This window comes from Massilia sp. (assembly GCF_046293535.1).
In the GTDB taxonomy this organism is placed as follows: Bacteria; Pseudomonadota; Gammaproteobacteria; order Burkholderiales; family Burkholderiaceae_D; genus Telluria.
The window spans coordinates 1-21,988 of sequence record NZ_JBKBOV010000023.1 but is presented as its reverse complement, the minus strand read 5'-3'; the positions used below and the strand labels follow the sequence as shown (position 1 = coordinate 21,988).

General features: G+C 66.6%; 25 protein-coding genes. 5 read left to right on the top strand and 20 right to left on the bottom strand.

The features are described from left to right. Positions 1-38: 38 nt before the first annotated feature. Entirely contained in the window at positions 39-1,031 is a 993-nt protein-coding gene (locus ACK4S9_RS13505) for a Bug family tripartite tricarboxylate transporter substrate binding protein (RefSeq protein ID WP_409726396.1), read from the bottom strand. 241 nt (positions 1,032-1,272) lie between these two features. On the opposite strand from ACK4S9_RS13505, the gene ACK4S9_RS13500 reads away from it, so the two are divergent. Then, the gene (locus ACK4S9_RS13500) at positions 1,273-2,601 is read left to right on the top strand and encodes a PEP-CTERM sorting domain-containing protein (protein WP_409726394.1); all 1,329 of its coding nucleotides are present in this window, start codon (positions 1,273-1,275) and stop codon (positions 2,599-2,601) included. An 8-nt stretch (positions 2,602-2,609) separates the two neighbouring features. Here ACK4S9_RS13500 and ACK4S9_RS13495 read toward each other — a convergent pair whose 3' ends face one another. From ACK4S9_RS13495 to mltG, 13 genes are all read right to left on the bottom strand, one after another. After that, positions 2,610-3,308: a glutathione binding-like protein gene (locus ACK4S9_RS13495; protein ID WP_409726392.1), complete on the bottom strand. Its 699-nt coding sequence runs from the start codon at positions 3,306-3,308 to the stop codon at positions 2,610-2,612. An 88-nt stretch (positions 3,309-3,396) separates the two neighbouring features. After that, positions 3,397-3,996, bottom strand: a complete 600-nt coding sequence (gene wrbA, locus ACK4S9_RS13490) for an NAD(P)H:quinone oxidoreductase (protein ID WP_409726390.1) — start codon at positions 3,994-3,996, stop codon at positions 3,397-3,399. A gap of 88 nt (positions 3,997-4,084) precedes the next feature. Further along, a complete protein-coding gene (lpxO, locus tag ACK4S9_RS13485) occupies positions 4,085-4,984 on the bottom strand; it encodes a lipid A hydroxylase LpxO (protein WP_409726388.1) in 900 nt (299 codons plus the stop codon). A gap of 179 nt (positions 4,985-5,163) precedes the next feature. Further along, on the bottom strand, positions 5,164-5,391 hold the full coding sequence (locus ACK4S9_RS13480) for a DUF6139 family protein (RefSeq protein ID WP_409726386.1): 228 nt from the start codon (positions 5,389-5,391) through the stop codon (positions 5,164-5,166). Positions 5,392-5,513: 122 nt separating this feature from the next. After that, a complete protein-coding gene (locus ACK4S9_RS13475) occupies positions 5,514-5,714 on the bottom strand; it encodes a hypothetical protein (protein ID WP_227803004.1) in 201 nt (66 codons plus the stop codon). 195 nt (positions 5,715-5,909) lie between these two features. Then, positions 5,910-6,824, bottom strand: a complete 915-nt coding sequence (locus ACK4S9_RS13470; protein ID WP_409726384.1) for a methyltransferase domain-containing protein — start codon at positions 6,822-6,824, stop codon at positions 5,910-5,912. Positions 6,825-6,944: 120 nt separating this feature from the next. Next, entirely contained in the window at positions 6,945-7,622 is a 678-nt protein-coding gene (locus ACK4S9_RS13465; protein WP_409726382.1) for an ankyrin repeat domain-containing protein, read from the bottom strand. Between the two features lies 1 nt (position 7,623). Next, positions 7,624-8,406: a TatD family hydrolase gene (locus ACK4S9_RS13460; RefSeq protein ID WP_409726380.1), complete on the bottom strand. Its 783-nt coding sequence runs from the start codon at positions 8,404-8,406 to the stop codon at positions 7,624-7,626. 152 nt (positions 8,407-8,558) lie between these two features. Further along, the gene (locus ACK4S9_RS13455; RefSeq protein ID WP_409726378.1) at positions 8,559-9,077 is read right to left on the bottom strand and encodes an N-acetyltransferase family protein; all 519 of its coding nucleotides are present in this window, start codon (positions 9,075-9,077) and stop codon (positions 8,559-8,561) included. A gap of 58 nt (positions 9,078-9,135) precedes the next feature. After that, complete coding sequence (locus tag ACK4S9_RS13450; RefSeq protein ID WP_409726376.1) at positions 9,136-9,522, bottom strand: PilZ domain-containing protein; 387 nt, start codon at positions 9,520-9,522, stop codon at positions 9,136-9,138. 10 nt (positions 9,523-9,532) lie between these two features. Further along, entirely contained in the window at positions 9,533-10,555 is a 1,023-nt protein-coding gene (locus ACK4S9_RS13445) for a DNA polymerase III subunit delta' (RefSeq protein WP_409726463.1), read from the bottom strand. Positions 10,556-10,557: 2 nt separating this feature from the next. Beyond that, positions 10,558-11,181 carry a dTMP kinase gene (gene tmk / locus ACK4S9_RS13440; protein ID WP_409726374.1) on the bottom strand — a complete coding sequence of 208 codons (624 nt, stop codon included), beginning with the start codon at positions 11,179-11,181 and terminating at the stop codon, positions 10,558-10,560. Then, complete coding sequence (gene mltG / locus ACK4S9_RS13435) at positions 11,178-12,176, bottom strand: endolytic transglycosylase MltG (RefSeq protein WP_409726372.1); 999 nt, start codon at positions 12,174-12,176, stop codon at positions 11,178-11,180. The genes tmk and mltG overlap by 4 nt, the downstream gene beginning before the upstream one ends. 144 nt (positions 12,177-12,320) lie before the next feature. Between mltG and ACK4S9_RS13430 the strand changes: the two genes are divergently transcribed. The 3 genes from ACK4S9_RS13430 to ACK4S9_RS13420 are packed head-to-tail and all read left to right on the top strand — an operon-like array spanning position 12,321 to position 14,451. Further along, a complete protein-coding gene (locus ACK4S9_RS13430) occupies positions 12,321-13,391 on the top strand; it encodes a YgfZ/GcvT domain-containing protein (protein ID WP_409726370.1) in 1,071 nt (356 codons plus the stop codon). Positions 13,392-13,394: 3 nt separating this feature from the next. Continuing rightward, positions 13,395-13,691 (top strand): DUF4936 family protein, encoded by a 297-nt coding sequence (locus tag ACK4S9_RS13425; protein WP_409726368.1) that lies wholly within the window; start codon positions 13,395-13,397, stop codon positions 13,689-13,691. A gap of 1 nt (position 13,692) precedes the next feature. Then, positions 13,693-14,451: an NRDE family protein gene (locus ACK4S9_RS13420; protein WP_409726366.1), complete on the top strand. Its 759-nt coding sequence runs from the start codon at positions 13,693-13,695 to the stop codon at positions 14,449-14,451. A 7-nt stretch (positions 14,452-14,458) separates the two neighbouring features. Here the strand turns inward: ACK4S9_RS13420 and ACK4S9_RS13415 are convergent, their stop codons facing one another. The 3 genes from ACK4S9_RS13415 to ACK4S9_RS13405 all read right to left on the bottom strand — a co-directional run bounded on the left by ACK4S9_RS13415 (position 14,459) and on the right by ACK4S9_RS13405 (position 16,749). Next, positions 14,459-15,367: an SDR family oxidoreductase gene (locus ACK4S9_RS13415; RefSeq protein WP_409726364.1), complete on the bottom strand. Its 909-nt coding sequence runs from the start codon at positions 15,365-15,367 to the stop codon at positions 14,459-14,461. A gap of 24 nt (positions 15,368-15,391) precedes the next feature. Then, positions 15,392-16,174: an SDR family oxidoreductase gene (locus ACK4S9_RS13410; RefSeq protein WP_409726362.1), complete on the bottom strand. Its 783-nt coding sequence runs from the start codon at positions 16,172-16,174 to the stop codon at positions 15,392-15,394. Between the two features lie 272 nt (positions 16,175-16,446). Beyond that, the gene (locus ACK4S9_RS13405; protein ID WP_409726360.1) at positions 16,447-16,749 is read right to left on the bottom strand and encodes a Dabb family protein; all 303 of its coding nucleotides are present in this window, start codon (positions 16,747-16,749) and stop codon (positions 16,447-16,449) included. Positions 16,750-17,022: 273 nt separating this feature from the next. Between ACK4S9_RS13405 and ACK4S9_RS13400 the strand changes: the two genes are divergently transcribed. Further along, positions 17,023-18,723, top strand: a complete 1,701-nt coding sequence (locus ACK4S9_RS13400) for an MFS transporter (RefSeq protein WP_409726358.1) — start codon at positions 17,023-17,025, stop codon at positions 18,721-18,723. Between the two features lie 66 nt (positions 18,724-18,789). Here the strand turns inward: ACK4S9_RS13400 and ACK4S9_RS13395 are convergent, their stop codons facing one another. From ACK4S9_RS13395 to ACK4S9_RS13385, 3 genes are all read right to left on the bottom strand, one after another. Beyond that, the gene (locus tag ACK4S9_RS13395; protein WP_409726356.1) at positions 18,790-19,038 is read right to left on the bottom strand and encodes a hypothetical protein; all 249 of its coding nucleotides are present in this window, start codon (positions 19,036-19,038) and stop codon (positions 18,790-18,792) included. A gap of 74 nt (positions 19,039-19,112) precedes the next feature. Continuing rightward, the gene (locus tag ACK4S9_RS13390) at positions 19,113-19,646 is read right to left on the bottom strand and encodes a DUF2939 domain-containing protein (protein WP_409726354.1); all 534 of its coding nucleotides are present in this window, start codon (positions 19,644-19,646) and stop codon (positions 19,113-19,115) included. A 7-nt stretch (positions 19,647-19,653) separates the two neighbouring features. Then, positions 19,654-21,741: a 3-hydroxyacyl-CoA dehydrogenase NAD-binding domain-containing protein gene (locus tag ACK4S9_RS13385; RefSeq protein WP_409726352.1), complete on the bottom strand. Its 2,088-nt coding sequence runs from the start codon at positions 21,739-21,741 to the stop codon at positions 19,654-19,656. Positions 21,742-21,988 lie beyond the last annotated feature (247 nt).

The window sequence follows — 21,988 nt, the reverse complement described above, 5'->3', positions numbered from 1 at the left end:
TTGCCCGAGGCGGCGTTTTTCATGGGAAGAGCAGACGTTCAGTCGACCGTCGCGCCGCTGTCCTTGACGACCTTGCTCCAGCGCGCATGCTCGGCCTGCACGAACTTGCCGAAATTCGCCGGCGTGTCGCCCACGAAGTCGGAGCCGGTGTCGGCCAGCACCTTCTGGAATTCCGGCCCTTTCATGACCTTGATCGCCTCGGCGTTGATCTTGGCGACTACGTTGGCCGGGGTCTTGGCCGGGGCGAACATGCCGTACCAGGCGTAGGACTCGATCTGCGGCAGGCCGGCTTCGGCGAAGGTCGGCACGTCCGGCAGCAGCGGCGAGCGCTTGGCGCTCGAGATCGCGATCGGCTTGACCTTGCCGCTCTTAATATGCGGCATGATGGCGATGGTGCTGTCGAACATCATCGGGATATGGCCGCCCAGCAAGTCGGAGATCGCCGGCGCCGAACCCTTGTACGGCACGTGGGTCATTTGCAGCTTGGTCACGCTGGCGAACAGTTCGCTGGTCAGGTGCTGGGGCGTGCCGTTGCCCGAGGAGCCATACGAGAACTGGCCCTTCTTCGACTGGATGAAGGCCATCAGCTCCTTGAGGTTCTTGGCCGGCACGTTCGGGCCGGCGACCAGCACCAGCGGCACGCGCAGCAGGTTGGTGACCGGCGCCAGGTCCTTGAGCGGGTCGAAGCTCATGTTCTTGTACAGGCTCGGGTTGATCACGATCGGTGCGCTCGAGGTGATCAGGAGGGTCGAACCGTCCGGCTTGGCGCGGGTGACGGCTGCCGTGCCGATGTTGCCGCCGCCGCCGGCACGGTTGTCGATCACGAAGGATTGGCCCAGTCCCTGCGTCAGGCCCTTGGCCAGCGGACGCGCCGCGATGTCCGACGGTCCGCCCGGCGGCCATGGCACCACCACCGTCACGGTCGACGTGGGCCAGTTCTGCGCCATCGCGCCCAACGAGATTGCCGAAGCCGCCACTGCGCATGCCAGCTTGAGAGTGCAAGCCCCGGCGCTGCCGAAAAATAATCGCATAGTCTCCGTCCTTTGTTGATGAATTGGTATTGAGCGGACAGTTTATCCTATCCGCCGCCCGTCAACACGCGCTCTGCGCTACGTGGAAACACGTAGCGATGGGACCGTGGAAACGTGGTCGGCAACGTGCCCGCCCCAAATTACAACATCGTCATCTTTTTCGAGGAGGAAACCTAGCTTTATTACAAGAAATGAAGTAACTTGTAGGAACACTCCTACTTGTGTTCAATATCTAATCCATATGGACCGCAGCTACCCCTACAGCCGCCGCCTGTTTTCCCGTGATCGCCAGCGCAAGCGCCTGGCCGCCGTGGCGGCTGCCGCCCTGCTGGTTGCGGCCGGGGTGTTCATGCTGACGTGGGAAGCGGACCCGATTTCCGCCGCCATTCCCACGCCCTCGATGCCCGCCCCTGCCGTGGGCGGGATAGCCGGCAGCGAGCCTGCCGGGCAAGCCGTGCGCCGCATCTACCCGTACTCGGTGGTGCCGGGCGGCGTTACCGGCGCGTCGGAACTGCAGCGCATCATCCGTACCGACCGCGTGGTCGCCGCCCACTACGCAAGCTTCGATGCTGCCCGGGCGCGCAACATCGTGGTCGCCAAGCCGCGCGCGGTGCACGTGTCCTACCGCAAGGGCGACCAGGTGTACTGGACCGCCCACAAGGTCATGCTGGCGCCGGGCGAGACCCTGCTCAGCGATGGCCGCAACGAGATGCGGGCGCGCTGCGCCAACCGCATCTCCGAGCTGCCGCAGTATCCGGTGGAGGCCCACCGGCCCGCCATGGCGGAGCTTGACCAGGCGGTCGAGCTCGCGGAGGGAGAGGAATACGCCCTGGGGCCGGACGGCATGCCGGTGGCGGCCAGCGCCGACGGCGGTATCCCACGCCATACCGCCATGCGCTTCCCGGCGCGCGGCGCCAGCGCAGCCGGCAACACCGCAAGCAGCCCCGCGGCCAGCACCCTCGCCGCCAACACCGCGTTCAACGCCGGCGCCATCGCACCGCTCACTACCCTGGGCCTGTCGGGCGCGTCGAGCAGCCTGGGTAGCCGGCCGCGCCCCAGCGGCGGCCAAACGAGCGCGGCTACCGCCGAAGCCGACCAGCCTGCGGCGCCCGACGGCCAACCGGACGCGGGCAGCGGAAGCAGCGGCGGCGCGTCCAGTGCGCCAGCGCCGTCGGCCGGCGGCAGCACGCCGCCGGCCCCGGCCACCGCAGAGCCGGTAACGAGCCAGGCACCCGATTCCACGCGCCCGGGCAGGCCGGCCGCCGATCCCGGCGGGCAAGCACCCCTGCCCGTCCCGCTACCGGACACCGATCCCGTATCCGTCCCCGGCACGCCGGCACAGCCGACGGTTCCCGGGCCGACCGTGCCGCCCACGCAGTCCGCCCCCGTGCCGGCGCCGGCCCTGCTGCCCGCTCCGGAAACCGTGCCGCCCAGGCCGATGCCCGAGCCGCTCCCGCCGCAAACCATCGAGCAGCCGGCGCCGGCGGAGGTGCCTGAACCGGCCAGCCCGTGGCTGTTCGGTCTGGCGCTGGCGGCGATGGGCGTCCTGCGCCGCCGGCGCCGGCGCTAGCGGGCGTCTCAGCCCGGTATTGTCAAGCCGGCGGCCACGGCCGGGCGCGCGCGGAAGGCCTCGAGCGCCGCGCTCACGTGCGGGAAGTCCTGGATGCCCACCAGTTCGCCGGCATCGTAGAAACCGACCAGGTTGTTCACCCAGGGGAAGATCGCGATGTCGGCGATCGTGTACTCCTCGCCGGCCACCCAGCGCTGCCTGGCCAGCTGGCCCTCGAGCACGCCCAGCAGGCGCTTCGACTCGTTCACGTAGCGATCGCGCGGGCGCTTGTCCTCATAGTCGCGGCCGGCGAACTTGTGGAAGAAGCCGAGCTGGCCGAACATCGGGCCGATGCCCCCCATCTGGAACATCAGCCACTGGATCGCGACATGGCGCTGCGCCGGATCGGCGGGAAGGAAGCGCCCGCTCTTCTCGGCCAGGTAGAGCAGGATCGCGCCGGACTCGAACAGGGGCAAGGGCTTGCCGCCCGGCCCGTTCGGGTCGAGGATGGCCGGGATCTTGTTGTTCGGGTTCAGCGAGAGGAAAGCCGGCGACAACTGGTCGTTGGTGTCGAAACTGACCTTGTGCGCCTCGTAGGGCAGTCCGGTTTCCTCGAGCATGATCGAGGCCTTGACGCCGTTCGGCGTGGGCAGCGAGTACAGCTGGATGCGCTCCGGGTGCTGCGCGGGCCACTTGGCGGTGATGCCGAAAGCGCTGAGATCGTTCATGGCGGTCGTCCATTCGGTTGCAGGACTGTCAACGATAGCAAACTTCCGGGGCGAGCGCCGGCGCCGGCCCGCGCGAGCCTTCCAGCCTTCAGCCGAACAGCTTGTTGGCGGTGCGGGCGATCAGCTCGCCCTGGTGGCGCGCGCCGCCCAGTTCCAGCTCGCTCGGCTGGCGCTCGCCCTTGCCGCCGGCAATGGTCGAGGCACCGTAGGGACTGCAGCCGACGATCTCGTCGAGCGTCATCTGCGGCGCGTAGCTGTACGGCAGGCCGACCACGATCATGCCGAAGTGCAGCAGGTTGGTGATGATCGAGAACTGGGTCGTTTCCTGGCCGCCGTGCTGGGTGGCGGTGGAGGTGAAGGCGCCGCCGACCTTGCCGTGCAGGGCGCCGCGCGCCCACAGGCCGCCGGTCTGGTCGAGGAAGGCCGCCATCTGCGAGGGCATGCGTCCGTAGCGGGTCGGCGCGCCGATGATGATGGCGTCGTAGTCGGGCAGCTCGTCCACGGTCGCGACCGGCGCGTCCTGCTGCAGCTTGAAGTGGGCACTCTTCGCGATCTCTTCCGGCACCGTCTCGGGGACGCGCTTGACGACAACGCTCGCGCCGGCCGCGCGCGCGCCTTCGGCTACCGCATTGGCCATCTGCTCGATGTGGCCATAGGTCGAGTAGTACAGAACCAGGACTTTCGACATGCCTTCCTCCATCCGGTGATTGGCAAAGACCCTATTCTGCTGCGAACGGGATTTGCGCGGCACCCGCCTGGAGGAAGGCTGGGCCCCGTCAGATCCAGTAGATGAAGGCGGCCAGCGCGATCACCAAGGCCACGCGGGTGATGTTGTAGGCGGTCTTGTTCCAGGCCTTGAAGCGGCGGCGGTACTGGCCCATGTAGTAGGAAATGCGGAAAAGCTTGCTCACCAGGCCGACCTGGTCGCCGGTTTCGTTGGGAGAAGCGGCGGCGGTCATGACGGTGCGGCCGAACCAGCGGTTGAAGGCGCTCATCCAGCGGTAGCGCATCGGGCGCTCGACGTCGCAGAACAGGATGACGCGGTCGCTCTCGCTGCCGTTGATGGCCCAGTGGATGTAGGTTTCGTCGAAGACCACGCCCTGGCCGTCGCGCCAGCTGTGGCGCTCGCCGTCGACTTCGATGAAGCAGCGGTCGTCGTTGGGCGTGGCCAGGCCCAGGTGGTAGCGCATCGAGCCGGCGAAGGGGTCGCGGTGCGGATTGAGCTTGCCGCCCGGCGGCAGCTCGGCGAACATCGCCGCCTTGACCGAAGGAATGGACTGCAGCAGCGCATAGGTCTGCGGGCACAAGCGCTCGGCCGACGGGTGGCTGGCGTCGTACCACTTCAGGTAGAAGCGCTTCCAGCCGTTCTTGAAGAAGGAATTGAAGCCGGCGTCGTCGTTCTGCTCGGCCGCCTTGATCTTCTTGAGCGCCAGCAGGTTCTCCGCCTCGGCGCGGATGACCGGCCAGTTTTCCTGCAGCCGCGCCAGTTCCGGGAACTCGCTCACCGGAATGAAGGGCGTGCTCGGAACCCGCGAGAACTTGTGCATGAAGATGTTAATCGGCGCCATGAACGACGAGTGGTCGAAGATCTGGCGGCGGAAAGGCAGGCGCACCCGTCCACGGAAGTGGATGTGCAGGATCGACAGAACATAAAAACCGACCACTACCCATTTCATTGCGACCTCCGTCCGTGCTGGCTTGCTTGATAAGGGACGCAGGATAGCACAACAGCCGGACGGGCGCCCGCGGCCGGGTCGTAATGGTGAGAAACTATGTTACCCCGGCAACTTTCGAACGAAGCGCCGGAGCGGTGCTGCTCGCGGGCCCGGCCGCGGCCGGACCCGGGAAACGCTACTCAGTGCTGGACCGAGGTGATCGCATACCCCTTTTCGCTGATCTGGCCGGCCACGTTGGCGATGTCGTAGTCTTCCAATTGGTCGGCGTCGTCCGGCACTTCGATGGCGCGGACTTCGATTTCCCAGTCGGTGTTGGTGGCTTCTTCAGGGATGTTGCGTGCTTCCGGCACTGCCAGGTAAGACAGTTTGCCGTCGGTATCTGGTCGGCGGTAAATATCCAGGCGCATAGTCGTTTCCTCAAAGTCAAAGCCCGCTTTCCCGATGAAAGCGGGCACTTCCACAGTAGAAGATCACAACGCTGTCGTCTGTTAATTGACCCACACTCAGCCGCGCGGCGCACGCCGCATGCTCAACGGCCGGGCGAGGCCCCGAGGATGCGCGCCGGCAGCATCACGATGGCGCGCAGCAACTCGAACACGGCCTCGACCCCAACGCCGAGCAACCGGAACGGCAGCAAGAGGAGCCATACCAGCGGGTACAGCACCAGGGCCAGCAGGGCGATGGGCCAGCACAGGAACAGCAGCAGCAACCATAGCAGGAAACCTAACATTGTTCTCGCTCCTTTGGTAAGTCATCCCTGCCGGCGGCAAGTCTGACGAGGCGGAACAAGCATAAGCTGGGGCGAGCGGGCGGACAAGCGGCCTGCGACAGGCGGGGTGAAACGCGGGGTGAATGGATGAAAACGGCGGGTGGATGGCGCGCTGGGCCGCGGGCCTGGCTTGCGCCGGCCGGCCCCGCGCAGCACTCAGGCGTAGGCCGCCACCTGCTCGCTCACGCGCTGGTTCACCACCTGGGCGCGCAGCGCGGCCTGCAGCGAGGGAATCGAGCCGCCGGCCCGGTACTGGAAGGCCACGTGCACCAGGTCGCCCGCTTCCACCCTGAGCGGCTGGGCCAGCGGCAGGGTCATGTAGTGGTTCAGCCAGTCGATGGTGTTCGATTCTTCCTGCACGATGGCCAGCACGTTCTTGGTGATGAAGCGCATGGCGTTCAGCAGGCCGGCGCGCTCCATCAGGATGCCGCCTTCCCAGGCGAACACATTGTCGACCGGTTGGCTGAAGTCGATCAGGCTGTAGACGGCCGGCTGGCCCAGCTCGACGGTGCCGGGATAGACCACGCCGGTTTCCTGGAACTGCACGATCGGCGCGTGGAAGCCCTCGAAATCGTATTCCTGCTCGATCGGCTGGGCCGCCATGATGACCGCCTCGGGCAGGAACACCGGCAGCGGGCCGCCGAACTTGGCCAGGTAGCGGCGCTTGAAGGATTCGATGACCTCGACCTGCTTCTCGCGCAGCATGGCGACGTGGATCATCTCGCAGATGACGACATCGACCGGCTCGGGCGGCAGGTAGTCGAAGGCGTCGGCATGGATCACCTCGACCTTGTGGCCATTCGGGTTCAGGGCCAGGAACTTGCGCGCCTCGCGCACCATGTCGGGATTGAATTCGACGCAGTAGACCTTCGAGGCCGCCTGGGCGGCGAAGAAGGACAGGACGCCCGTGCCGCCGCCCAGCTCCAGCACTTTCGCGCCCGGCTTGACCGCGTAATGGATCGCGGACTTGAAGCTGTGCATCCGGTTCTGGTCCATCAGCATGTTGTGATGGTAGTGCACTGGAATGAACTGCCCCAGGTAGCAGCTCTCGATTTCGCGTTCGTTCAGCATGGTTGGCCCGTCTTCCTTCATGGTCATTGTCCGTGAAGGCATTATGGCCAAGGAAGCGGGCGCGCCATGCGCCGAGCTAGGGGGTGTTTACCGCCTAGTTCCCAGCGGAAATGTAAAAACTTATCGCTTGAAGCTGGAAATCGCCGCGGCAATGCCGCTCTGGCCGGCGCGCTCGGCGATCTGGGTTGCCGTCAGGCCCTCGGTATTCTTCAGCGCAGGATTGGCCCCGGCCTCCAGCAGCAGGCGCACCATGCCCGGCTGGGCTTCGCGCGCCGCCATCATCAGGGGCGTGTAGGCGCCGCTCTCTTTCGGCGACAGTGCGTCCAGCTTCGCCTTGCGATGGATGAGCAGGCGCGCGATGTCCTCGGCGCCGCCGGCGGCGGCATAGTGCAGCGGCGTCCAGCCGGCGCGGTTCACCCGGGCGCCCTTGGCCAGCAGGGCTTCGGCGGCGCGCCGGTTGTTCTTGAAGGCCGCCATCATCAGGGCCGTATTGCCGTTCATCGCCTGGGCTTCGAGGTCGATGCCGGGCTGAAGCAGCAAGGCGTCGAACACGCGCATCGAACCCTCGCGCACGGCCAGCACCAGGGCCGGCTCGCCGCCGACCGGGTTGATCTCGTTGGGATTCACCAGCCTGCCGGTCATCTCCTTGACCGCGGACACGTTATCGACCTGCACCGCGCGGAAGAAGCTGGCGAGTTGCCCGGGCGTCGCGGCTTGTGCCGATCCTGCGGCCATGCCGCCGTGCAGTAGCGCCGCCAGCAGGCAGCTCGAGAGGATGGCGCGGCGGGTCCGGGTCATGTCAGGTCTTTGCAGTCTTGAACAGGTTAAAGAAATTCTCGCTGGTCTGCGCCGCGACATCGCGCAAGGAGACCCCCTTGAGGTTGGCGATGAACTCGCCGACGTGGGCGACATAGCCCGGCTCGTTCATCTTGCCGCGGTAGGGCACCGGCGCCAGGTAAGGCGAGTCGGTTTCGATCAGCATGCGCTCGAGCGGCACGGCTTTCGCCACCTCCTGCAACTCCTTGGCGCTCTTGAAGGTGACGATGCCGGAGAAGGAGATGTAGAAGCCCTGCGCCATCGCCGCCTGGGCAACTTCCAGCGACTCGGTAAAGCAGTGCATCACGCCCGCCACGCCGCCCGCGTCCGTGCCTGCGCCCTCTTCCTGCATGAGACGGATGGTGTCGGCGGACGCCGCGCGCGTATGGATGATCAAGGGTTTACCGGTCTCGCGCGAGGCGCGGATGTGGGTGCGGAAGCGCTCGCGCTGCCATTCGAGGTCGCCCCCGAGGCGGTAGTAGTCGAGGCCGGTTTCGCCGATGGCGACGATCTTCGGGTGGTTCGCCAGCTCGACCAGTTGCCGCACCGTCGGTTCGGGGGTGTCTTCGTAGTCGGGATGGACGCCGACCGAGGCATAGATGTGGGGGTGCTGTTCGGCCAGGGCCAGCACTTGCGGGAAGTCCGGCAGGTCGACCGAGACGCACAGCGCGTGGGTCACCTTGTTCTCGGCCATCTTGGCCAGGATCTCGGGCATCCGGGCAGCCAGCTCCGGGAAATTGATGTGGCAGTGGGAATCGATGAACATCCCGGTATTGTACCCGGAGGGACGATGTCGGACAGGCGGCGCATGCCGGACTGCTTCTGCACCACCGTCGCCCCGGCGCAGGCCGGGGCCCAAGTTCGGTTGGTACCCGCCGGCGCCGGGCCGACGAGGCTACAGCTAACATACCCAGATGCTTATAAGACCCCCATGCCGAGGCTGATCAAATCGCGCTCGATCCCATCCAGGTTGGCCACGCGCGGGAAATGCGCCCACTTCTCGAAGCCGTACTTGCCGAACAGGGCCAGGCTGGGCGCGTTGTGGCCGAAGATGAAGCCCAGCAGCGTGTGCACGTTCACCTGCGGCGCGTGCGCCATCGCCAGCTCCAGGCAATAGCGGCCCAGCCCCTGGCCGCGGGCCCGTTCCGCGATGTAGATCGACACCTCGGCCGTGCCCGAGTACGCCGGGCGGCCGTAGAAGTTCGAGTAGGACAGCCAGCCCAGCACTTCCGGCTGCGCGCTGCTGTCGTCGGCGGCGTGGATCACCCACAGCGGACGGCGCTCGGGCGTGTGCTCGGCAAACCATTGTTCGCGCGATTGCACGGTGATCGGTTCGGTGTCCGCGGTGACCTCGCGCGAGGCGATGGTCGAATTGTAGATGTCGACGATGACGGGCAGGTCGTCGCGGGTGGCGAGGCGGTGGACGTAGGACGGCATGGTGGCAGACAGGTTAAGCGCAGCTGATGAACAGCCGGGAAAGATAAGAAAAACTGAACTAGAGAGTGTGGGTGGCGCGCGCCGAGCGCAGCGCCGCGCCCAGGATTTCCTCGATGCGCAACCTGGCGCGCTGTCCGGCTTCGTCGGCCGGGAAGTGCACGCCGATGCCCTGCGCCTTGTTGTTGTTCGCACCCGCCGGGGTGATCCAGGCGACCTTGCCGGCGATCGGGTATTTGTTGGGGTCGTCCATCAGCGACAGGATCAGGTAGATCTCGTCGCCGATCTTGTAGGGCTTGGTGGTCGGCACGAACATGCCGCCGTTCTTGAGGAAAGGCATGTAGGCCGCGTACAGGGCGGCCTTTTCCTTGATCGCCAGCGACAGCACGGACGGCCGCGGCGACTGCGGGGCCGGGTTTGCCTGCTGCTCTGCGGGGTTGGCGGTCATCGGCTTCCTTTCATGCGCAGCACGAAGTGTACTCAAGCAACATATCTTCGACAAACAATTTCGCCGACAAGGGGTGGTCGGCGACCGCGCGGCGCTCGCTGGCGGCCTTGATTGCCCGGTTCAGGCTGCCGGTAGACACCCGGCTCGCCAATGCCGCCAGTTCCTTCTGGTAGCGCGGATAATAACGTATCCGGCCCGACAGCTTCACCGAGAAGACGTCATAGAGCCAGCGCTGCTGCCAGGCGACCAGCGCCGGCAGCGAGGCCTTGGCCAGCTTCTCGGCGGTGCGCAGGGCGCCGTCGACGGCGGGCCTGGCCAGGAAGTGCAGCAGCGCCTCCAGCTCTTCGCGGCTGCCGGCTTCGGCTTCCTGCAGCGCCGCCAGCGGCGCGCCGCCCTGCTCGCGCAGCCAGCTGTCGGCATCGGGCACGCCCTGCTCCTTCAGCCAGGCCAGCGCTTCCTCGTGCGAGGGCATGGGCAGCGCGAACTTGCGACAGCGCGACAGGATGGTCGGCAGCAGCCGGTCCAGGCTGTTCGAGGCGAGCAGGAACACCGTGCCCGGCGGCGGCTCCTCCAGGGTTTTCAGCAGCGCGTTCGAGGCCGGCATGTTCAGGCTTTCGGCCGGGTACAGCACCACCACCCGCAGGCCCTGCCGGTGGGTCGAGATGTTCATGAAGTCGGCCAGGGCCCGGATCTGTTCGATCTTGATCTCTTTCGAGGGGGCCTTGCCCGACTTCGCCTTGCCAGCGGCGGGCTCGGCGCTTTCTTCTCCTTCCGCGGGCGGCTCGTCTTCCAGCGCTTCCGGGCGCACCCGGCGGTAATCGGGGTGGTTGTTCTGCAGGAACCAGCCGCAGGAGGCGCAGTTGCCGCAGGCGTGGCCGTCGGGGCGCGCGTTCTCGCATAGAAGCGCCTGCGCGAAGCTTTCCATGAAGTCGGCCTTGCCGACCCCGAGCGGTCCGTGGAACAGGATGGCATGCGGCAGGCGCTCGCGCATCTGCTGCAGGCGCGTCCACGCCGCGCCTTGCCAGGGGTACATCGTCACAACAATTTCTCCAAAATTTCAGCCAGGTGCAGCTGGATGGCCTCGATCGACCGGGTCGAATCGACCACCACGATGCGCTCCGGGAACTGCGCGGCGCGGCGCAGGTACTCGTTGCGGCACTTCTCGAAAAAGTCCGCCTGTTCGCGCTCGAACTTGTCGAGCGTGCGGGTGGCGTCCAGGCGCTGGCGCGCCACCTCCAGCGGCACGTCGAACAGAAGAGTCAGGTCCGGCTGCAATGCCGGGTGCACCCAGTGCTCCAGCGCTTCCAGCTTGCCGCGCTCCAGCCCGCGCCCGCCGCTCTGGTAGGCGAAGCTGGCGTCGGTGAAACGGTCCGACAGCACCCAGTCGCCGCGCCCGAGCGCAGGGGCGATCACCCGCGCGATGTGCTCGCGCCGGCTGGCGAACATCAGCAGCGCCTCGGTTTCCAGGTGCATCTTCTCGTGCAGCAGCAACTGGCGCAGTTTCTCGCCCAGCGGCGTGCCGCCCGGCTCGCGCGAGGACACCACCGTCTTGCCGCGCGCCGCCAGGAAGTCGGCGACGAAGCCGATATGGGTCGACTTGCCGGCGCCGTCGATGCCTTCGAAGGTGATGAATTTTCCTGCCTTTTCCACCGCCGTCATTGGTTGATCCGCCGCTGGTACTGGTTGACCGCCCGGTTGTGGTCGTTCAGGTTGTCCGAGAACTGGCTGGTGCCGTCTCCGCGCGCCACGAAATACAGGGCCTCGGTCTTGGCCGGCGCCAGCGCCGCATGCAGCGACTGCAGGCCCGGCAAGGCGATCGGGGTCGGCGGCAGGCCGGCCCGCATATAGGTATTGTAGGGCGTGTCGGTCTGCAGGTCCTTCTTGCGGATGTCGCCGGCGAAGCGCTCGCCCATGCCGTAGATCACGGTCGGATCGGTCTGCAGCATCATGCCGGTGCGCAGGCGGTTCACGAACACGCCGGCGATCATGTTGCGCTCGCTCTTCTGCCCGGTTTCCTTTTCGATGATCGAGGCCATGGTCAAGGCTTCGTAAGGGGTCTTGTAGGGCAGGCTCGGGTCGCGTCCTTCCCAGGCGGTCTGCAGATGCTTCATCATGGCCCGGTGGGCCTGCTTGTAGATCTCGAGTTCCGACGAGCCCTTGGCGAACAGGTAGGTGTCGGGGAAGAACAGCCCTTCCGGTGCCTTGTACTCGCTGGAAATCTTCTGCATCAGCTCTTCGTCCGACAGCTTGACGGTGTCGTGGCGCAGGCGTCCGTGGGCGGCGATGGCGGCGCGCATCTGGCGGAAGGTCCAGCCTTCGACGATGGTGATGGCTTCCTGCGCGAACTCGCCGCGCACCAGTTGGCTCAATAGGCGGCGCGGCGAGGTATCCGGCTTGAGCTCGTAGCTCCCGGCCTTGATCCGGCCGGCCTCGCCGGTGACGCGCGCCAGGATATTGAACAGCTGCGGATTGACCGGCACGCCGGCCCTGGCCATCTGCTGGGCGGCCGATGCCACGCCGCTGCCCGGGGCGATGCTGAATTCGACGGGCTTGCCGCCGGTGTCGAGCGGGCTCTTGGCCCAGAACGAGAAGCCGGCGACCGCGGCCACCGACACGATGACGCCGGTGACCAGGAGTTTTTTGATGAATGCCATATGTTGTTGTGGTTTTCGCCGCTGGCTGGACCGTGAGTTTGGCCGCCCTCGGCGCGATTTTGCCGACATCTTTATAATGAGCCCGTAATGATAAAGCTTATTTGCAATTGAATTGCTAATGAATTGCTAATACTAACTGGATTTATGCATAACTGGACAGATACCCTTTCCGCGCTCGGCGCCCGCTTCCATATTGACGAAGCATCGCAGGTGGAAGACTTTGGCCGCCCGCTGGCCGCCAGCGAGCTGGCCGACGGTTTCGTCGCCCCGGTCACCGACCTCGGCATCATCGCCGCCGAAGGCACCGACGCCGCCAGTTTCCTGCACAGCCAGCTGACCAGCGACGTCGAGCACCTGGGCCGCGGCGAAGCCCGCCTGGCCGGCTACTGCACCCCGAAGGGCCGCCTGCAGGCCACCTTCCTGACCTGGCGCAGCAGCAGCGCCGAACCCGACACCGTGTACCTGCAGCTGCCGCGCGCGATCCAGCCGCCCCTGCAAAAGCGCTTGAGCATGTTCGTGCTGCGCGCCAAGGCCAAGCTGCGCGACGCGACGCTCGAGGCGCCGCTGGCGGCCGTGCTGGGCCTGGGGGGCGCCGGGGCCGAGGCCGCGCTGCGGCGCCACGTGGCCGAGCTGCCGGCCGCGCCGTACGGCAAGGCCGAGGGCCCGTCCGGCACCGTGATCCGCCTGGCGGACGTCTTCGGCGCCCCGCGCTACCTGTGGCTGACCACGGTCGAGAACGCAAGTTCCGCGCTGCCCGCCCTCGCGGGCGAGCTAGCCCTGGGCGGCAACCAGGCCTGGCAGCTGGCCGCGATCCACGCCGGCGTGCCGCAGGTGACGCCGGCCACCCAGGAGCAGTTCGTGCCGCAGATGATCAATTTCGAGCTGCTGGGCGGCGTGAATTTCAAGAAGGGCTGCTACCCGGGCCAGGAAATCGTCGCCCGCAGCCAGTACCTGGGCAAGCTCAAACGCCGCACGGCGCTGGCCACGGTCGCCAACCCGGCCGCGCGCGCCGGCGACGAGGTGTTTTCGACGGCCGACCCCGGCCAGCCCTGCGGCATGGTGGTGAACGCCGCCGCCAACGGCCTGGGCGGCGCCGACCTGCTGGTCGAGATCAAGCTCGATGCGCTCGGCGAGGACGTGCGCCACGGCGCGGCCGGCGGTCCGGCCCTCGCCTTCCAGCAGATGCCCTACCATCTCGACGCGCTCGAGCTCTAAGGCATGATCGACCTGTACGTCTACTACAAGGTGCGCCTCGAGGACGCCGACTCGCTGGCGCCGCGGGTGCGCGCCATGCAGATGGCGCTCGCCGGCGAGCGCGCCGGGTCCGGCAAGCCGCTGCTGCAACGGCGCCCGGACAGCCGCGACGGCCTGCAGACCTGGATGGAAGTCTATCCCGGCGTCGACCAGGCCTTCGGCGCGCGCCTCGAACAGGCCGTGCTCGAGGCCGGCCTGGGCGCCAGCATCCAGGGACCGCGCCGGTCCGAAGTATTCATCGACCTCCTACCGGAGCACTGACATGTGCCTGATCGTCTTTGCCTGGCATGTACTGCCCGGCGTGCCCATCATCGCTTGCGCCAACCGCGACGAGTTCTACGACCGGCCGGCAAGCAAGGCCGCTCCCTGGCCCGAGCACCCGCACGTGATCGCCGGCCGCGACCTGCAGGGCGGCGGCAGCTGGATGGGGGTGAGCACGCAAGGCGCGAACGGCCCCCGCTTCGCCGCCCTGACCAACATCCGCGGGCCGGCCGAGCGCCGCGAGAACGCGCCCTCGCGCGGCGAACTGGTGGCCGGCTTCCTCACCGGCAGCCAGTCGGCCGCCGACTACCTGGACGAGATCGTCGCGCGCGGCGACGTCTACAACGGCTACAACCTGGTGCTGGGCGACCGCGACGCCCTGTACTGGTACTCGAACCGCGGCCTGGATGACCCGCGCAACGGCCAGCCGCTCGAGCCGGGCCGCATCTACGGCATCTCGAACGGCCTGCTGGACGCGCCCTGGCCCAAGGTGCTGCGCACCAAGGCGCAATTCGCCAGCCTGCTGTGCCAGGGGGCGCCGGAAGACGCGTATTTCGAAATGCTGGCCGACACCACCCGCGCGCCCGACCTGCGCCTGCCGGAAACCGGCATGCCGATCGAGGTCGAGCGCATGCTCTCGCCGGTGTGCATCGAGATGGAGGGCTACGGCACCCGCACGTCCACCGTGGTCAAGCTCTACCGCGAGGGCGAGCCGGAACTGCACGAGCGCCTGCTGCAGCCGGACAGCACGGCCGCTTGAGACGCGGCTAGCGCCGTCCCTTCACCCCGGCCCGCAGCATCTCGGTGATCTGCGGCGTCGCCGCGTACGGATCCGCCGGCTGCCCGCCCCGCACGATCGCCGCGAAGCGCTCCTCGACCGAGCCGAGCACCTGCGGGTGCGAATAGATGTAGAAGCGCTCCTCGCGGATGCCGTCGAAGGCGATGCGCGCCACGTCGGCCGCCGTCAGCCGGCCCGACTCGACCGCCTTCTCGGTCAGCATCTGCGCCGCCGCCTGGCTGGCGGTGGCGCGTTCGTGGCTGGCCAGGTCGATGGGCCGGTTGCGATGGGAGTGCGCGATCCCGGTCGGCACGAAATACGGGCACAGCACCGATGCGCGGATCGGCGCCCCGACCAGCCCGAGGTCGTGGTACAGGGTTTCGGTGAGCGCCACCACCGCATGCTTGGACACGTTGTAGACGCCCATCGCCGGCGGCGTCAGCAGCCCGGCCATCGAGGCGGTGTTCACGATATGGCCTTCGAAGGCCGGATCGCGCTGGGCGCACTCGAGCATCACGCGGGTGAACACGCGCACGCCGTGGACCACGCCCATCAGGTTCACCCCGAGCACCCACTCCCAGTCCTGTTCCGAGTTTTCCCAGATCAGGCCGCCGCTACCGACGCCGGCGTTGTTGAACACCAGGTGCACCTGGTGGAAGCGGGCGATGGCCGCATCGGCCAGTTCCTGCACGTGCGAGGCCTTGCTGACGTCGCATACCATCGACAGCACCTCGGCGCCTCCTGCCAGCAGCTCCTCGGTTGCGTGCTCGAGCGCCTTGGGCTGAACGTCGGCCAGCACCAGCCGCATGCCGAGGCCGGCGGCGACGTGCGCGAACTCGCGCCCCAGGCCGCTGGCGGCGCCGGTGATGACGGCCACCTTGCCGCGAAAGTCCTTCATGTTCTCCCCTTTCCCTGCTGTTGCTCAGACCGCGGACACGCCCCCGTCGACGGCCAGCGTCTGCCCCGTGATGTGCTTGCCCGCGTCGGAGGCAAACAGCACCACCGCGCCCTTGAGGTCCTCGTCGTCGCCCAGGCGGTTCAAGGGCGCGTCCTTGGCCAGGTTCTCGGCGCCGAAGGCGGCCAGCACGCCCTTGGTCATCTTCGACGGGAAGAAGCCCGGCGCGATCGAATTCACGGTAATACCATAGCGGCCCCATTCGCCGGCCAGCGCACGCGTGAAGTTCACGACCGCGCCCTTGGACGTGTTATAGGCGATGGTCTGCATGGTGCCCGGCGGATTGCCGGCCAGGCCGGCGATCGACGAGATGCTGATGATACGCCCGTAGCGGCGCGGGATCATGGACAGCTTGCCGACCGCCTGGCTCACCAGGAAGATGCTGCGCACGTTCAGGTCCATCACCTTGTCCCAGGCCTCGAGCGGATAGTCCTCGGCCGGGGCGCCCCAGCTGGCGCCGGCGTTGTTGACCAGGATGTCGATGTGGCCGAGGCGCGCGATGGCCGCCTGCACGAAGCTCTGTACTTGCGCTTCGTCCGACAGGTCGGCGGCGATGGCGCTGGCCTCGATGCCGCGCTCCGCGAGGTGGGCGACGGCCGCGTCGAGCTCTTCCTGCTTGCGCGAGGAAATGAGCACGCGGGCGCCCTGCTCGCCGAGGGCTTCGGCCATCTGCAGGCCGAGGCCGCGCGAGCCGCCGGTGACGATGGCGGTCTTGTTCTGGAGGGAGAAGAGTTCCTGGGTGGTGCGCATTCGTTGTCTCCGTGTTCTTTCTGGGCCGTTTGGCTGCCGCGTTCTTCGGAAAGGAACCTGGATTCCCGCCTGCGCGGGAATGACGGTTTACAGCCGGCAATGCCAGCTACGTCGTTCCCGCGAAGGCGGGAACCCAAGCTCCATAGGTCGTTCCCGCGAAGGCGGGAATCCAAGCTCCATAGGTCGTTCCCGCGAAGGCGGGAACCCAAGCTCCATACGTCGTTCCCGCGAAGGCGGGAACCCAATGTTGTCAGCGTCGCACGGACACCCGCTTACACCTCGTAATCCATGCACTGCCGGCCTTCACGCACGGCGCCGATGAAGGGCACGACCGCCTTGTGGGTCGGGTGGTCGATATAGGCATCGAGCGCCGCCTTGTCCGCGAACTCGGAATACAGCACCACGTCGTAGGTCGCCTCCAGCCCCGGCTGGGCAAGCATCACCTCGAACTTCAACTGGCCCGGTACGATGTTGGCGCATTCGTCCAGGCGGCGCTTCATCTCGCGCGCATTGCTCGTCTTGTCCGCGCCTTCGGCTTCATCCTTCAACTTCCACATCACGATGTGCTTGATCATGCTGTACTTCCTGAAAATGGGGGGCAATCGAGCATAGCACGATAAGTACGGTCGTTCGTAAATAATTTGGCAAGTCGACTTGCGCGCCGCAGCATCCGCATCCCCGGAGTGTCAACACGGGAATCACTGCAGAGTTGCTGCAATTGCACAGCTCGACTGTAAGCTCGGTGTAAGTTTGGAGTAATTATCGTGTAAGGAAACCGGAACACACTCCGCGACAGCTGACAAACAATCAGCATTTCCGGTGACACTAAAACCTATACGGAGACACACATGGCAATCACACCCGGCATGACCGCCGGAGGGAAAGCTGCACCTTCCTCCGCCGGGATCACCAAGGAAGAACGGAAAGTCATTTTCGCTTCTTCCCTCGGCACGGTATTCGAATGGTACGACTTCTACCTGTACGGTTCGCTCGCTACCATCATCGCCAAGCAGTTCTTCATCGGCGACCCCACCACCACCTTCATCTTCGCCTTGATGGCCTTCGCGGCCGGCTTCATCGTGCGCCCCTTCGGCGCGCTGGTGTTCGGCCGGCTGGGCGACATGATCGGCCGCAAGTACACCTTCCTGGTGACGATCCTGATCATGGGCGCCTCGACCTTCCTGGTCGGCCTGCTGCCCAGCTATGCCAGCATCGGCATCGCGGCCCCGATCATCCTGGTGACGCTGCGCATCCTGCAGGGCCTGGCGCTCGGCGGCGAGTACGGCGGCGCGGCGACCTACGTGGCCGAACACGCGCCGCACGGCAAGCGCGGCCTGTTCACGGCCTACATCCAGACCACCGCGACGATCGGCCTGTTCCTGTCGCTGATCGTGATCCTGGGCACCCGCACCGCCATGGGCGAGGAAGAGTTCCAGGCCTGGGGCTGGCGCATTCCCTTCCTGATCTCGGTGGTCCTGCTGGGCATCTCGGTGTGGATCCGCCTGTCGATGAACGAGTCGCCGGCCTTCGCCAAGATGAAGGCCGAAGGCAAGACCTCGAAGGCCCCGCTGTCGGAAGCCTTCCTGAAACCGAAGAACGCCAAGGTCGCCTTCCTGGCCCTGGCCGGCCTGACCATGGGCCAGGCCGTGGTCTGGTACACCGGCCAGTTCTACGCCCTGTTCTTCCTGACCAAGACTCTGAAGATCGACGAGCCGACCGCGAACATCCTGATCATGATCGCCCTGGCCCTGGCCACGCCCTTCTTCATCGTCTTCGGCGCGCTGTCGGACAAGATCGGCCGCAAGTGGATCATCCTCGGTGGCTGCCTCATCGCCGCCGCCACCTATTTCCCGATCTTCAAGGCGATCACCCACTACGGCAACCCGGCCCTGGAACGCGCGATCCAGACCGCGCCGGTCGTGGTGGTCGCCGACCCGGCCACCTGCCACTTCCAGGTCGACCCGACCGGCACCAAGAAATTCCCGTCCTCGTGCGACATCGCAACCCGCATGCTGACCGCCGCCTCGGTCAGCTACAACATCCAGGAAGCACCAAGCGGCACGGTCGCCTCGGTCAAGGTCGGCGACACCACCTTCCAGTCTTTCAACGCGGTCATGACGCCGGATAACCTGAACTTCGACGCCGCCTCGAAAACCCAGGAAGAGGCGCTCAAGAAGCAGGTGAACGGCGCGCTGAAGGCCGCCGGCTATCCGGACAAGGCCGATCCGGCCGCGATGAACAAGCCGATGCTGGTGCTGCTGCTGTTCATCCTGGTGCTCTACGTGACCATGGTCTACGGCCCGATCGCGGCGATGCTGGTCGAGATGTTCCCGACCCGGATCCGCTACACCTCGATGTCCCTGCCCTACCACATCGGCAACGGCTGGTTCGGCGGCATGCTGCCGACCGTGAGCTTCGCGCTGGTGGCCTTCAAGGGCGACATCTACTACGGCCTGTGGTATCCGATCGTCATCGCGCTGGCCACCGTGGTCATCGGCGGCCTGTTCGTCCGCGAGACCAAGGACAACGACATTTACGCGCACGACTGATCGATCGATCGTCGAATGAAAAATGCCGCTGGCGACAGCGGCATTTTTTTTTGTGGCCCGCGAGGCCTAGCGCTTGACCGGGTCCAGCAGCTTGCTGCCCGGGGCGATCAGCAGCACGGCGAACCAGCCGATGAAGTTCAAGCAGCGCCAGACGGTGAAGAAGCAAAAGAAGTGCACCAGCCACTGGGCCCAATTCTGCGGGGAGCCCACCCCCGCCGCGTGCAGCAGGGGCAGTGTCAGGAAGGCGCTGAGGCCGCTCAGCAGTCCGACGAACCACCACCTGCGGCCAAGGCCGGTCATCATCACATCTTTCATTGCGCCCTCCGCTCGCTGGAAACGGCATCGATCCTAGCACCGTGGCGGGCGGATAAACTCACCAATCTTCACGATCACTCTTCGCGCAGCTCAACCCCCGCCAGCTTCCAGCGCCACAGCCCGTGGCGCTCCAGCACGAAGGCGAGGCCACCGCCATCGGCCCGTTCGACCAGCACCTGGTTCCAGTTGCGGTAGGACAGGCCGTAGTTCAGTTTTTCGCGCGGCGCGTCGCCCGACGGCGGCGCTGCTTGCGGTTCGGGCTGGACGCGGATGTCGCCGGCCTCCAGCATCGCCGCCACGCCGGCCGGCGAGACCGCGGCATCGACCACGGGATCGATCACCGCCAGCGCCATCGCCCTGCCGAAAGAGGCGAACGGGTTCGCACCCGCGGCCTCAGGCCCGCCGTCCGCGCCCAGGCGCTGCATCACCTGGCGCTTGACGCTCTCGCGCAGTGCCGGATAGTCGACGTAGCGCGACAGGGCCGCGGCGTCGCGCGCCTCGACCGCCGAGAACATGCGGTACAGCTGCCAGTGCGGACTGGCCCAGGTGGCGACAGCGAATGCGGCGACGGCGATGCCGGCGCCGATGGCGAGCGACTGTCGTTTCATCGCGCGCTCACCCCTTGAAGCCCTTGCCTTCGGCCGCCAGGCGCTCGAGCAGCGGCGCCGGCGTCCAGGCCTCGCCGTGGCGTCCGCCCGCGTACTTGCGGATCGCCTCCAGCACCTGGGGCAGGCCGACGCTGTCGGCGTAGAACATCGGGCCGCCGCGGTGCAGCGGGAAGCCGTAGCCGCTCAGGTAGACCATGTCGATGTCCGAGGCGCGCAGGGCGATGCCCTCTTCCAGGATCTTCGCGCCTTCGTTCACCAGCGCATACACCAGGCGCTCGACGATCTCGCTGTCCGCGATGTCGCGCCGCTCCACGCCGAGCTCGCGCGACTGCTGCACGATCAGGTCGTTCACGGCCTGGGACGGATGCGCCTTGCGCTCGCCCGCCCGGTAGTCGTACCAGCCGGCCCCGGTCTTCTGGCCGAAGCGGCCCTGCTCGCACAGCAGGTCGGCGGTCTTCGAGTACACCAGTTGCGGCGACTCGACGGCGCGGCGCTTGCGGATGTACCAGCCGACATCGTTGCCGGCCAGGTCGCTCATGCGGAACGGCCCCATCGCGAAGCCGAAGCGCTCGATCGCGCCATCGACCTGCTCCGGCAGCGCGCCTTCCTCGAGCAGGAAGTAGGCCTGGCGCAGGTACTGCTCCAGCATGCGGTTGCCGATGAAGCCGTCGCACACGCCCGAGACCACCCCTAGCTTCCTGATCTTCTTCGACAGGGCCAGGCAGGTGGCCAGCACGTCCTTGCCGGTCTGCTTGCCGCGCACGATCTCCAGCAGCTTCATGACGTTGGCCGGGCTAAAGAAGTGCAGGCCGATCACGTCCTGCGGGCGGGAGGTAGAAGCGGCGATGCGGTCCAGGTCCAGGGTCGAGGTGTTCGAGGCCAGGATCGCGCCCGGCTTCATGTGCGCGTCGAGCTGGCGGAACACCGCTTCCTTCACGCCCATGTCCTCGAACACGGCTTCGATCACGATGTCGGCCGCGGCGATGTCGGCGTAGGACAGGGTGCCCTCGATCAGTCCGATACGCTGCTCGCACTTCTCCTGGGTCAGCTTGCCCTTCCTGACCGTGTTCTCGTAGTTCTTGCGGATCGTCGCCAAGCCCTTGTCCAGCGCTTCCCGGCTGGTCTCCAGGATGGTCACGGGGATGCCGGCATTGGCGAAGTTCATCGCGATGCCGCCGCCCATGGTGCCGGCGCCGACCACGGCCGCGCGCGCGATCGTCCGCACAGGGGTGTCGGCCGGCACGTCCGGCACCTTGCTGGCCGCGCGCTCGGCCATGAAAGCGTGGCGCAGGGCCTTCGACTCGGGCGTCTGCATCAGCTGCAGGAAGCACTCGCGCTCGAATGTCAAGCCTTCCTCGAAGGGTTTGCCGACCGAGGCGGCGACGGTCTCGACGCAGGCCAGGGGCGCCGGGAACGGCCCGGCCATCGCCTTGACCTTCTCGCGCGCGGCCTGCAGGAAGGCTTCGGGGTGGGGATGGTCGACCTGGCGCTCGCGCACCTTCGGCAGGGGGCGCAGGTCCGCGATCTTCTCCGCGAAGGCCACGGCGGCGGGGAGCAGATCGGTGCCGGCCGGGAACACCTGGTCGAACAGCGCGGTGCTGGCCAGTTTTTCGGACGCCACCGGGGTGCCCGTGACCACCATGTCCAGCGCCATCTCCAGGCCCAGCACGCGCGGCAGGCGCTGGGTGCCGCCGGCGCCCGGCAGCAGGCCCAGCTTGACTTCCGGCAGGGCGATCTGGGCGCCGGGCAGCGCCACGCGGTAGTTGCAGCCCAGGGCCAGTTCCAGGCCGCCGCCCATGCAGACGCTGTGGATCGCGGCCACCACCGGCTTGCTGCAGTTTTCCACCACCTTGATCAGGCTGTGCAGGGTGGGCTCGGTCAAGGCCTTGGGCGAATTGAATTCGCGGATGTCGGCGCCGCCCGAAAACGCCTTGCCGGCGCCGGTGAGGACGATCGCCTCGATGGCCGGGTCGGCTTCGGCGCGCTCGATCGCCGCGACGGCGGCGCTGCGGGTCTCCAGGCCCAGGCCGTTGACCGGCGGATTATTCAGGCTTACTACGGCAACCTTGCCCTGGACGGTGTAGTCGGCGCTCATGTCTCTTCCTTCTCCTCGTAAGTGGCCAGCTCCGGCTGGCTGAACCGTTTAACTATACATCAACTAAAAGAACGTTCGTATTATTTGGCGCTGTTCGCGCTAGATGTAGAAACTGAACTGTCGAGCTGAGTGGATGTCCAACCTGGATCGCATCGCCAGGAGGATCCGTGCGTCCGACAGGTTTTACCCGACTGCTGCGCAGCTTGCCGCTACTTACCCGGCAGCAGCGGGCACAACTGGTGGCGGC